Genomic DNA, 12,481 nt, shown 5'->3' with positions numbered 1-12,481 from the left:
CGTTATAAATGGTGGCGTACAAACCTTGCAACTTCCAGCACGATATAAAATAATTCTGGTAAAGCGCATGAGCCTGTACTCCGACATCCTCATTTGTGCCTGATTTTATTTGCCTATTTGGGCGTATTTCAACCTTTTTCGTCGGAGTTACAGGAGTCTAAGGTGTTCAATATCATGAGCCACATTGCTAACCAATCCAAATATACCCGTCATTACCACCCACGTCACCTTCTTGCCCAGTATGCGATCAATCAGATAGCGACACTTGAGCTGCGTTCGCAAGATATTGTCAAAGCCATGGGTTATCCTATCAAGCATACCATCCCTGCTTGTGAGCGACTGCGTCATGTATTATCGAATAAATACCTTGGGCTTGATGGCAGCTATATGGATAAATATTTTACCGCTGAAGAATTTCTAGCCGCGCTATTTGCTGTGCTGGATATCCCTCATACGCCGTTTGCAGAAGACATTGCCCAGATCAAAGATGCTGCTGTGCAGGCTCAGCATGATAATAAAAATTCATCCTATGGCAGTGTGAGCAATGGCTATCAACAGATGAGTGAACAAGATTATGAAATGGTTGATAGGGTAGAAGAATATAAGCTAAAAAAATCTAAGGAATGTTGATTTTTAAGCATTAGTTTTTAAGCATTAAGTAAAGCCTCACTACAAAGTGAGGCTTTTTTCGTTGTGATTTTTAATTGTGAAATGGAAAAATTGGCTGGTATGAATTTTCATAATATCGTACAAGTTATTGTATATCGAACTGACTATATGTCAGGCTTTGATATGGCTCGCCATAAAATCACGAATAACGCATCAAACTCTGCATTAATGGGCGTGTCAGTCTGGCGAATGATATGCATCAAGCCAAGACGACTGATAAAACCCATAAACACATCAAAAAGTATATAAAGGGGCACGGTGTCATTTAGTACTCCGCGGTTTTGACCATCTTCTAATACATTCAAAAATGCGCCAATCAGCTCTTTATTTTCATAAATTGCAATATTACGTATACGCGATGCCGATACCGAAGACAGCACCATCACGGCATCAGGATGCGAATCTACAAAGTCAAAACAAACCCATAATGTCTTGCGCAGCCGATCTTGCACACTATCAATACCTTGCAAATGATCCATGATGCGCGCCGCCAACCTGCCCAATACAATATCCATGATGGTATAAAACAGCGTTTGCTTATCACCAAAATATTTATACAGCGTCTGTAGTGAGACATTGGCAGATTTTGCAATTTGTGCCATGGTCACCTCATTAGAGTCAAAACCTGCAAATACTTTACGAACGGCTTTTTCAATTTTTTCTAAAGTAGCAGGGCGCATATCGGATAAGGGTGCCAAAGCTCGGGCTGTATTCATACTGGATGTCTGATTGGTAGATTGCATGCTTGATGATCCCTGTGCGGTGAGAATTTTTAAACTGTGCTACAGCGTCTTATTTAACGGCTTAATAAGCTAGAGTTGAAACAGGTAATATAAATTACTATTGTTTGTTAATAGGTTGCGCATTGTCTTTTACTGTCCTAGTATAAGTTTCGTATGATATTAAATATAAAGAATGCTTATATTGTATATAACGGTAATTAAAATTACCATAAGTAATATGTTTACACTCAATAGTATTTTATATTAGGGCGTGTCCTCGTTTGAATTGGGAACACGTCCTAGCCATTATCAACTTCCCATCGTCAAGGACAGACAATATGAGTATTGAAAAATTCACCCCGAACTGGATGACCGAAGAACATCAAATGGTGCATGACAGCGCGCTTAAAATGTTTAAGAGCTGGGAGCCAAAGGATGAGCAGTGGCGTAAAAACGGCATGATTGACCGCGCTGCGTGGGAAGAGGCAGGCGCGATGGGTTTCTTATGTGCATCGATTCCAGAGGAATATGGCGGTGGCGGCGGTGACTTTGGTCATGAAGCAGCGCTTCTTTATGCGCAGGCTGAGGCCAATCAATCTGGATTCGGTGGCATGGTACATTCGGGTATTGTTGCGCCTTATATCTTGAGTCATGGTACGGAAGCACAGAAAAAAGAATGGCTACCTAAGATGGCGACGGGTGAGTATGTGGCTGCGATTGCTATGACCGAACCGGGTACTGGCTCAGATTTGCAGAACATCAAAACCTATGCCGTAAAAGACGGTGATGATTACATTATTAATGGCTCAAAAACCTTTATTACTAATGGTCAGCATGCCAACCTAATTTTGCTCGCGTGCAAAACAGATCGTGAAAAAGGTGCGCAAGGTGTTTCGCTTATCGTGGTAGAAACGGACAAAGTAGAAGGGTTTGAGCGTGGTCGTAATCTCGATAAGATTGGTCTGACTTCACAAGATACTTCGGAGTTATTTTTCAGCAATGTACGTGTGCCGCAAACAAATTTGCTTGGTACAGTAGAGGGCATGGGTTTTATTCAAATGATGCAAGAGCTGCCACGTGAGCGTTTAATTATTGCCTTAACGGGCGTTGGTGCGATGAAGCTGGCGATTAATTTGACCCTAGATTATGTCAAAGGTCGTGAAGCCTTTGGTAAGCCTATTTGGAAGTTTCAAAATACGCGCTTCAAAATGGCAGAATGCTACGCTGATTATCTCGCTGCCAGCACGATGTGTGATGCCGCTGTCGATGCCATGTTAGAGGGCAAATTAACCGTACCGCAGGCGTCTTTGATTAAATATTGGGTGACGCAAAAGCAATGTGATGTGATAGACGAATGCGTCCAGCTGTTTGGCGGTTATGGTTATATGACGGAATACCCAATCGCTCGCCTATATGCTGATGCACGAGTACAAAAAATATACGGCGGCACCAATGAAATCATGAAAGAGCTGGCGTCACGCTTTATGTAAGCGGCTGATTTGCTTTTTGGTTCTACTTCTTGATTCTAAGAAATAGATTATATTGCCATCATCCATCATGGTTATTTATTCAAAAAATAAAAAGGGATTTTTATGACTGAGACTGCTTACATTTATGATGCTATCCGCACCCCACGTGGTAAAGGCAAAAAGGATGGCTCCTTGTATCAGTCGTCACCGATTTGGCTTGCCCGTACCTTGTTAAAGGAAATGCAACAGCGCCACCATTTGGATACCAGCTTGGTTGATGATGTGGTGCTTGGTTGCGTGACGCCCGTTGGTGAGCAAGGTTCTGATATTGCCCGTATAGCCGTCATTGATGCAGGATGGGCGCAAAGTGTCGCGGGTGTCACTTTATCTCGGTTTTGTGCCTCAGGTCTGGAGTCTATCAATCTAGCTGCCGCCAAAATCATGTCAGGTATGGAGGATATGGTAGTCGCAGGTGGCGTTGAGTCCATGAGCCGCGTACCGATGGGATCTGATGGCGGTGCATGGTATATGGATCCACGGGTTAATGAAGCGACGCATTTTGTCCCGCAAGGCGTTGGCGCTGATACCATAGCGACGCTAAAAGGCTTTAGCCGCACCGATGTTGATGCGTTTGCTACCGAGTCACATCGCCGCGCCGCGCATGCTTGGGAGCAGGGCTATTATGATAAATCGGTCGTTCCCGTCACGGATATCAATGGCATGACGTTATTGGATAAAGACGAAACCATTCGTCCTAATACCAATATCGAAACCTTAGCAGGTCTCAATCCTTCTTTTATTATGCCGGGTAAGATGGGCTTTGATAGCGTTATCTTGGACAGATATACCACCATTGAAAAAGTAAATCACGTGCATCATGCGGGCAATTCTTCAGGCATCGTTGATGGTGCCGCAATTTGCTTAGTCGGTAGTGCAGTTGCTGGTCAAAAAGCAGGTCTGAAACCACGTGCTAAAATCACTATGGCTGCAGTCATTGGCTCAGAACCCGCCATTATGCTGACAGGGCCAACGCCTGCCTGCCAAAAAGCGCTCAAAAAAGCAGGTATGCAAGCTTCAGATATAGACCTATGGGAAATCAATGAAGCCTTTGCTGCCGTTCCGCTGAATACTGCCGATGACTTCGGCATCTCGCTTGATATCGTCAACGTCAATGGCGGCGCTATCGCGATGGGTCATCCACTTGGCGCAACTGGCGCGATGCTCATGACTACTGTTCTTGATGAATTAGAACGTCGCGACCTAAAAACCGCGATGATCACTTTGTGTGTCGGTGGTGGTATGGGCATCGCTACTATCATTGAGCGCGTATAGTGCTGATAGCGCTAATAGATTTTAGTGATTGTCATTAGTTTCTAGTGACTGATATCGACATAGAATAATATAAAAAGGATTTGAAATGAGCACAAACAGCGTAGACGCCATCAATGCATTGAACCACTTTTCTGCCGAATCTGATAATGGCATTATCACCGTCACGATTGACCAAAGCAGCCGCAAAATGAATGTCATCGGTGACGGTTTCACCGATAGTTTTGCAGTGATGGCTGACAGCTTTATTAACGACGCGTCCGCCAAAGGTTTGATTTTAACCTCTGGCAAAGAGACGTTTGTGGTCGGTGCCGATATTGATCAGTTGGCTAATATTAAAACCGCTGAACAAGCCTTTGAGCTGGTCGAAGACCTAAAAGCTACCTTACGCAAACTAGAGAAATCAGGTAAACCTGTCGTTGCTGCTATGACTGGAACGGCACTTGGCGGTGGTTTGGAGTTGGCATTGGCCTGTCATTATCGTATCGCGATTGATTCGCCTAAGACTAAATTGGGTTTACCTGAAGTCAAATTGGGCTTGCTGCCGGGCGGTGGAGGTACTCAGCGTTTACCGCGATTGGTTGGTATTCAATCAGCGTTAGAGCTTATGACCCAAGGGAAAGAGCTGCGTCCAACTGCCGCTAAAGAGATAGGTTTAATTGATGCCATTGCCACTGACAAAGCAGATATGCTCAAGCAGGCGACAGACTGGATTACAGCCAATCCCAGTGCCCAGCAGCCATGGGATAAAAAGGGTTTTAAAATTCCCGGCGGTGATAGTAAGCATCCCAACATCGTGCCAGTGTTTTCTATTGCACCTGCCATGGCCAACCAAAAGTCACACGGCAATTATCCAGCCATTACTCATATCATGTCTTGCGTGTTCGAGGGCTGCTTAGTGGATATCGATACGGGACTTGAGCTTGAGTCGCGTTACTTCGCGGCTTGTGTGCTGTCTGTTGAATCTAGAAATATGATTAATACGCTATGGACTCAGCTGAATAGTATTAAAAAAGGTCAATCTCGTCCAAATGATTTTGAGCACTATAAAACCAAAAAAGTTGGTATTTTAGGTGCAGGCATGATGGGCGCGGGCATTGCTTATGTCACTGCAAAGGCGGGGATTAACGTTGTACTCCTCGACACTGATATAGCAGGCGCTGAAAAAGGCAAAGCATATTCTGCCACCATTTTGGATAAAGTCATTAGTCGTAAACGCTCCACGGAAGAGAAAAAGCAGGCGTTACTCAATCGCATCAAGCCAACAGTGTCTTATGAGGATTTGGCAGACTGTGACCTTATCATTGAAGCGGTGTTTGAAAATCGTGAGATTAAAGCCAAGTGTACTGAGCAGTCTGAGGCGGTGATTTCTAACACGGCTGTCTATGCATCTAATACGTCGACACTGCCCATTACTGGATTGGCTAAAGCCAGCACCCGCCCCAATCAATTTATCGGGCTACACTTCTTTTCGCCAGTCGATAAGATGCCGCTGGTTGAAATTATCATGGGCGAGCAAACGGATGACGCCGCTTTAGCAAAAGCCTTTGATTATGTGCTGCAAATCGGTAAAACACCTATCGTCGTTAATGACAGTCGCGGTTTTTATACCTCACGAGTATTTGGCACTTATGTGTCAGAAGGGGTGGCGATGTTAGGCGAGGGCGTCCATCCGCGCAGCATCGAAGTTGCTGGCATGAAAACTGGTATGCCCATGCCGCCATTGGCATTGCAAGATGAGGTGTCATTAAGTTTGGCGTTGCATGTTAGCGAACAACAGCAGCTGGATATGGCAGCTGAAGGTAAACCCATTGCTGTGCGTCCTTCATACGAGATACTGAAAACGCTGGTCAAAGAACACAATCGCGAGGGCAAAAAAAATGGTAAAGGCTTTTATGAGTATGCCGATAATGGCGACAAATACTTGTGGCCTGAGCTGATGAATTTATACCCTGCAAAAGCCGCGCAGCCATCACAGCAAGATTTAATCGATCGTTTGATGTTTATCCAAGCCAACGAATCTGCTAAATGTTATCAAGAAAACGTCGTGCGCTCTGTCGCTGATACCAATGTCGGCTCCATTTTTGGTTGGGGCTTTGCGCCACATCAAGGCGGTACGCTACAGTTCATCAATGCCATGGGGTTAGAGGCGTTCATCACCCGTAGTCGTGAACTCGCGGCTCAATACGGTGAGCGTTTTGAGCCAGCACAGATTGTGCTAGACATGGCAGATAAAGGTGAGGTGTTTTCTGATGACTGAGCTGATGGTTAATTCTACGATTCATTCTATGCTTGATTCTGTGACTAATACGAGCACTGGTTCAATGATAGATTTAATGGCAGATTGCTTACAAGGGCTGCGCGTCGTTGATTTGACTCGTAATTTACCGGGACCCTTTGCCACACGTTTGCTTGCAGATTTGGGCGCAGAAATCATTAAGATTGAACCTAAAAATGGTGATCCTGCCAGAGCCTTTGGCGAATTGTTTAAAGTATTGAATCATGGTAAAACTACTGAAAGTCATGACTTCCGCGATCCTCAAGGTATTGCTGCTATCAAAGCGCATCTTAAAGATGCTGATGTGCTGTTTGACAGCTTTCGCCCTGGCGTCCTAAAAGGTATGGGGCTAGATGCCAAAACATTGCATGCGATTAATCCAAAATTGGTCATGGTATCGATTACTGGTTACGGTTTGGCATCTAGCGATTCGAAAACTGAGATTAATCATGACTGGGCTGATAAAGCTGGTCATGATATTAACTTTATGGCGATGAGCGGTGTTTTAGACCAACTAAAAACGGCAGATGGCGAGCAGGCGATGCCTAACGTTCAATTTGCAGATTTGGCAGGCGGCAGTGATACCGCTGTGATTGCACTGCTAGCTGCTGTATTCGCCGCCCAGCGGACGGGCAAAGGTCGTCATGTTACCGTTAGTATGACGCACAGCTTGTATCAGCATATGATCATGCCAAAGGCAACCGGAACACTGGTGAAAAGCTTTTCAGGACAACAACCAGCACCGCAGCATGATTTTTTGGGTGGGTTATTGCCTTGCTATCGCCTATACAAAACCTCAGATGCACGCTATATGGCCGTTGGTTCGCTAGAGCTGAAATTTTGGCAGGGCTTGTGTGAAGTATTGGATTTGTCTGCGCTCAAAAATAGCCATTGGCAACTTGGGGTTATGCCAAATACCTGTGAAAGCCAAGCGGCGGCTAAGACGGTAAGCGATAAATTTGCCAGTCAAACACTTGAGCATTGGCAGCAAGTTTTTGCGCTCGTTGATGTCTGTGTCACCCCTGTGCTTAGCCTCAGTGAAGCAAAAGCACATCCCTTATTTGCCCATCAAGATGCGTATGATGCAACGTCAGGATGGCAGCAGGTTCAGTAGCTAGGTTTTTTATGAGAAATGCTTCAAAGCCATTGAGTTTTTCATAAGTTGATTACCAAGGAAGGTAAGTTATGGATCAGTTTTGGACGCAGCATTATCCTAAAGGGATACATGCACAGATAACGCCGCCACATAATACATTGATTGACATGTTTGATGACAAATTAACAGAATATGCCAGCCATGAATTTATCACCAACATGGGTGTTACTTATACTTATGGGCAAGTGGATAGCCTGTCATTGGCTATTGCGGCTTGGATTCAAAGTCTGGGTCTAGCAAAGGGTTCGGTCATAGGCATCATGATGCCCAATGTCAACCAGTACCTGCCTATTGTCATAGGAGCAATTCGTGCTGGTATGGTCACAACGCTCATCAATCCGCTGTATAGTCCTCGTGAATTGAGACATCAATTGGCTGATTCAGATACTGCTGTATTATTTATATTAGAACCATTTTGCAAAACGTTAGAGAAAATCATCAAAGACACGCCTGTTAAAACCGTGGTCATCAGCAAGATTGGCGATATGTTAGGAGTAGTGAAAGGTGCGCTTGTTAATATCGCTGCCAAATATGTCAAAAAAGCCATTCCCCGTTATCAGTTGAAATCCAATTCTCGTTATACCGTGATTCGCTATAAATCCGTTTTAAAACGCGCCAAAAAATTAAGCTATTCTCGTCCTACCATTCAAGCGGACGACTTATTAATGCTGCAATATACCGGCGGTACGACAGGCGTTGCCAAAGGCATCTTGATTACCAATCAAAATGTTGTGACCGCCACTTACCAGTTTGTCGAATGGTTCAAGCCAGTCTATGACGCCATGTCTGATAGTACTCAAATAAATACCATTGTCGCTTTACCGCTGTATCATATTTATGCGTTTATCTGCTCAATAGTTGGGTTGAGTGTGGGTCAGCATCTCACACTGGTTACCAATCCACGTGATATTGAAGGGTTTATCAAGATATTGCGCAAGCGTCCTTTTCATCTATTGCCTGGTGTCAATACTTTGTTCCAAGCCCTGCTGATGAATCCCAAATTTAAGGAGCTGGATTTTTCTGCATGCCAATTAACTGTAGTTGGTGGTATGGCAGCGACTCCTGAAACCGCTAAGCGCTGGCGTGAAGTCACAGGTCTGCCTATCCTCGAAGGCTGGGGTATGTCTGAGACGCTAGGCGTGGGTACCGCCAATCCATTTAATAGCACTGAATATAGTGGCAATGTAGGGTTACCACTGCCTAGTGTCGATATCAATATCCGTGATGACGATGGAAATATTCTCGCCATAAATGAAGTTGGTGAGATGTGTATCAAAGGTGACAACGTCATTACTCATTATCATAATATTGACAATACGACGTTTTTTACCGCTGATGGTTACTTAAAAACAGGTGATATTGCGTCTATGAACGAGCAGGGTGCTATTAAGATATATGACCGTAAAAAAGACATGATTATCGTCAGTGGTTTCAACGTTTATCCTAACGAAGTAGAAAACATCATTGAGGAGCACCCTAAGGTTGCCGAATGTTCAGTGGTGGGTATCGATGATAAGTTGCAGGGTCAGTCGGTCAAAGCCTACGTTGTAAAATCTGATGACAGCTTAAATGAGGATGATATTAAAGCGCTGTGCCAAGCAAATCTGGCCGCCTATAAATGCCCGCGCCATATTGAATTCATAGACGAGTTACCCAAATCAACTGTCGGAAAAATACTGCGTCACAAGCTGAGAAAATTGGCTCATGAAGCGTAACAACTACTCAACAGACTCTCATCAATAACATCTACGTTTAACGCATTTTGTCTGTCATCTATTGGCAGGCTTTCTGTTTTTAGAAGACCTCATTTAATGGTATTAAATGGGGTCTTATATTTTGAAAAATGCTCATGGGATTGTTTTCGATACTTTATCTAGGGCGTGTCCTCATTTTAAAAATGGTGATAAAAATGAGATAAATTGCCGTCAAATAAGGAAGATAGCGCCGTTAATATCGAGATATTAATAAGCTATTTGACGATGTTTAACAAAATTTAGCCATTTTTAGCCCATTTAGAGAGTAATTGATTGAATTGAGGACACGCCCTAACGTTGTTTGATGTCATCGTATTGTCATGGCTCTTTAACCAAAATGTCACAACTACTGGCTACACTGCTGACCTAGGCAATACAAATAATAAATGATCAGGTTGGTTGATATGTTAGAGCTTAGAGGTGTGACGAAAAAGTATGAGAATAAAGTCATCTTTGAAGATATTTCCCTCAAAATTAATAAGGGCGAAATCGTCTCAATCTTAGGGCCTTCTGGCTGTGGTAAAACGACTTTATTGCATATTATCTTAGGTTTGACAGGTATCAATGGCGGTCGTCTTGCTTATAACGGCGAAGACATTACACGAGTGCCGATGAAAAAAAGAGGCTTCAATATTGTCTTTCAAGACTATGCACTGTTCCCCAATCTAAATGTCAAACAAAACATCGAATACGGTCTACGCAATAATCCCCATATTAGTACGCAAGCAGAAGTCGATGAACTGGTCGACTTACTCGATATCAAAGCCCACCTAAATAAACGCATCAGCCAATTGTCTGGTGGTCAAAAGCAACGCGTGGCACTCGCACGCACTTTGGTGATGAAGCCTAAAATTCTGTTATTAGATGAGCCTTTATCTGCGCTAGATGGTGTCATCAAAGAAACCATCAAAGCACGTATTCGCGAGATTTCCGTTCGCTATCAGTTGACGACTTTAATAGTCACTCATGATCCAGAAGAAGCCATGACGTTATCTGATCGTATTTTACTGCTCTCAGATGGCAAAGTGGCACAGTTCGCGACACCAACGGAAATCATTCGCAACCCAGCCAATGATTTTGTCAAAAACTTCATTCTCAATCAGCTCAATATTAAGCGTCGCAATATCTTAAGTTTATTCGCGGATGATGGCGCAACTATCGATCCCTTAAGCAAGTATACCCAGCGCCAACATTACGGTCAGAATGACAGTGAGGTGACTCATCGTTATGACGATATCGATGGTATGGACATTATCGACAATACCGACGATCTTAACGTTATCAAAGACAGTCATCAGCAAAAACGAAAAGATGCCACCATCAATTAATATTGATTAAAAATAAAAATGCCGTGAATGACCGTATTTGACCATTTGATCGTCTTGGATATTTATGAAATTGAGCAATTCACCCCTCATAAAAGCAATTTGGCTATTCGTTGCTGTTTTATTCGTCATGTTTATGTTTGTGCCATTAGTCAAACTGCTGGCACTGTCTTTGAATGTCGGTGATGCATTAGGGCTAGAAAACTACACCAGTATTTTGAGCAGTGATGGCTTTTTGCAGACCATGCAAAACAGCTTTTTTGTGGCGACGATGAGTGCGCTTAGCGCGACGTTTTTGGGCTTTATTTTGGCTTATACCGTGCATTGGACCAATTTGCCCAAAAGTTTTAAACAATTTATTAAGCTGGCGGCATTATTTCCTATGTTGTTGCCAACCGTAACCTACGGCTTTGCCATTATTTATACTTTTGGTAAACAAGGCTTGCTTACTCAGATTCTTGGCTTTCAGCTGTTTGAGGACATATATGGCTTTTATGGCATGTGGCTTGGTTATACCATTTATACCTTGCCCATTGCTTTTTTATTATTGAACAATACGTTCCAGTATTTGGACAAAAAGTTCGTCGTTGTATCAGAGTTGATGGGAGACTCTCCTTATCGCCAGTTTGATATGACTGTGGTGCGCCCTCTAATCGGTACCTTTGCAGCAGCGATGATTCAATGTTTCTTTTTAGCCTTTACAGACTTTGGTATTCCAGCGTCGATTGGGGGGCAATATAGCGTCATCGCCACTGAGCTTTATACCCAAATCTTAGGCGCGTCACCGTCATTCGAAAAAGGGGCAGTGGTTGCGTTATTTATGCTGGTGCCATCCATCCTAAGCATCGCCATACTATGGTACGTGGCACGCTTCAATGTGCGCTATGACTCAGTTGAAATGATTGATCTGCCCACCTCAAAAATCAAAGACCGTGTTTTGGCGGTGTTATCGAGTGTGATTTTAGCCTCACTGTTACTGGTATTCGCCGTGATATTCATTATCCCATGGATTAAGTCATGGCCTTATCAGATGGTCTTCACCACCGAGATTGTCAGCGAGGCTTTAGAGTCTGCCAATCTGATGCGGGTCTATAAAAACTCATTACTTGTGGCGGTATTAACGGCGGTGTTTGGCACCTTGATTACGTATTTTTCAGCCCTGTTATACGAGCGCTCAAGCCTGTTTAAACTGGGTAAATTCAGTATTGAAAGCTCAGCATTGGTAACCAATACGGTGCCTGGAATGGTCGTAGGTATTGCCTATTTGATGGTGTTTTCGGGGTCGGCGGTCGCCAATACTATTTTTATCATCGTGATTAGCAACATCATTCATTACTTTGCCACGCCTTATTTAATGAGTAAAAACGCACTGTCTAAAATGAATTTGGGCTGGGAGACGACGGCTGGTCTGTTGGGTGACTCATGGTTTACATCGTTACGCCGCATCGTCGTGCCCAATTCGTTTTTTACGCTGATTGAAGTCGCTTCATTCTATTTTATCAGTGCCATGGTGACGATTAGCGCGGTTATCTTTATTTCAGGTGCCAAAACCATGGTACTCACCACCAAGATAGTCGAGCTACAGCACTTTGCGCGCTTCGATGAGATTTTTATCCTGTCACTAATGATATTGCTGACTAATATTGGCGCACTGATGTTGTTTGCTATTGTCCGTCATATTTATAGCAAAAGGCTCTCTGGTACAACGGCAATAAAAACCAAGAAAAAACCTAAGTCAATGGTGGTACCAACGTCTTCTTAGTCTTACTCATCGGTCAA

Annotated in this window: 9 protein-coding genes; 8 read left to right on the top strand and 1 reads right to left on the bottom strand. The window is 43.6% G+C overall.

Features of this window, described 5'->3' with window-relative positions; all coding sequences use genetic code 11:
* Nucleotides 1-174: 174 nt before the first annotated feature.
* Complete coding sequence (locus tag AK822_RS08870; RefSeq protein WP_205628043.1) at nt 175-630, top strand: hypothetical protein; 456 nt, start codon at nt 175-177, stop codon at nt 628-630.
* 143 nt (nt 631-773) lie between these two features.
* Here AK822_RS08870 and AK822_RS08865 read toward each other — a convergent pair whose 3' ends face one another.
* Nucleotides 774-1,412 carry a TetR/AcrR family transcriptional regulator gene (locus tag AK822_RS08865; protein WP_060491369.1) on the bottom strand — a complete coding sequence of 213 codons (639 nt, stop codon included), beginning with the start codon at nt 1,410-1,412 and terminating at the stop codon, nt 774-776.
* A gap of 317 nt (nt 1,413-1,729) precedes the next feature.
* Between AK822_RS08865 and AK822_RS08860 the strand changes: the two genes are divergently transcribed.
* From AK822_RS08860 to AK822_RS08830, 7 genes are all read left to right on the top strand, one after another.
* Complete coding sequence (locus tag AK822_RS08860; RefSeq protein ID WP_060491368.1) at nt 1,730-2,881, top strand: acyl-CoA dehydrogenase family protein; 1,152 nt, start codon at nt 1,730-1,732, stop codon at nt 2,879-2,881.
* 102 nt (nt 2,882-2,983) lie between these two features.
* Entirely contained in the window at nt 2,984-4,192 is a 1,209-nt protein-coding gene (locus AK822_RS08855) for an acetyl-CoA C-acetyltransferase (protein WP_060491367.1), read from the top strand.
* An 85-nt stretch (nt 4,193-4,277) separates the two neighbouring features.
* The gene (locus AK822_RS08850) at nt 4,278-6,449 is read left to right on the top strand and encodes a 3-hydroxyacyl-CoA dehydrogenase NAD-binding domain-containing protein (protein WP_060491366.1); all 2,172 of its coding nucleotides are present in this window, start codon (nt 4,278-4,280) and stop codon (nt 6,447-6,449) included.
* A gap of 64 nt (nt 6,450-6,513) precedes the next feature.
* A complete protein-coding gene (locus AK822_RS08845) occupies nt 6,514-7,581 on the top strand; it encodes a CaiB/BaiF CoA transferase family protein (RefSeq protein ID WP_060492244.1) in 1,068 nt (355 codons plus the stop codon).
* A gap of 71 nt (nt 7,582-7,652) precedes the next feature.
* Nucleotides 7,653-9,338 (top strand): AMP-binding protein, encoded by a 1,686-nt coding sequence (locus AK822_RS08840; RefSeq protein ID WP_060491365.1) that lies wholly within the window; start codon nt 7,653-7,655, stop codon nt 9,336-9,338.
* 443 nt (nt 9,339-9,781) lie between these two features.
* The gene (locus AK822_RS08835; protein ID WP_087945612.1) at nt 9,782-10,705 is read left to right on the top strand and encodes an ABC transporter ATP-binding protein; all 924 of its coding nucleotides are present in this window, start codon (nt 9,782-9,784) and stop codon (nt 10,703-10,705) included.
* 64 nt (nt 10,706-10,769) lie between these two features.
* Nucleotides 10,770-12,464 carry an ABC transporter permease family protein gene (locus AK822_RS08830; protein ID WP_060491364.1) on the top strand — a complete coding sequence of 565 codons (1,695 nt, stop codon included), beginning with the start codon at nt 10,770-10,772 and terminating at the stop codon, nt 12,462-12,464.
* Nucleotides 12,465-12,481 lie beyond the last annotated feature (17 nt).

The sequence above is a fragment of the Psychrobacter sp. P11F6 genome (assembly GCF_001435295.1).
In the GTDB taxonomy this organism is placed as follows: domain Bacteria; phylum Pseudomonadota; class Gammaproteobacteria; order Pseudomonadales; family Moraxellaceae; genus Psychrobacter.
The sequence above is the reverse complement of the archived record's forward strand: the minus strand, read 5'-3'. Positions and strand labels throughout refer to the sequence as shown.

Bases quoted from the DNA above. Each gene is read 5' to 3' on its own strand.
- AK822_RS08830 (WP_060491364.1), top strand. From the start codon at position 10,770: ATGAAATTGAGCAATTCACCCCTCATAAAAGCAATTTGGCTATTCGTT.
- AK822_RS08860 (WP_060491368.1), top strand. From the start codon at position 1,730: ATGAGTATTGAAAAATTCACCCCGAACTGGATGACCGAAGAACATCAA.
- AK822_RS08865 (WP_060491369.1), bottom strand. From the start codon at position 1,412: ATGCAATCTACCAATCAGACATCCAGTATGAATACAGCCCGAGCTTTG.
- AK822_RS08870 (WP_205628043.1), top strand. From the start codon at position 175: ATGAGCCACATTGCTAACCAATCCAAATATACCCGTCATTACCACCCA.
- AK822_RS08840 (WP_060491365.1), top strand. From the start codon at position 7,653: ATGGATCAGTTTTGGACGCAGCATTATCCTAAAGGGATACATGCACAG.
- AK822_RS08835 (WP_087945612.1), top strand. From the start codon at position 9,782: ATGTTAGAGCTTAGAGGTGTGACGAAAAAGTATGAGAATAAAGTCATC.
- AK822_RS08855 (WP_060491367.1), top strand. From the start codon at position 2,984: ATGACTGAGACTGCTTACATTTATGATGCTATCCGCACCCCACGTGGT.
- AK822_RS08845 (WP_060492244.1), top strand. From the start codon at position 6,514: ATGATAGATTTAATGGCAGATTGCTTACAAGGGCTGCGCGTCGTTGAT.
- AK822_RS08850 (WP_060491366.1), top strand. From the start codon at position 4,278: ATGAGCACAAACAGCGTAGACGCCATCAATGCATTGAACCACTTTTCT.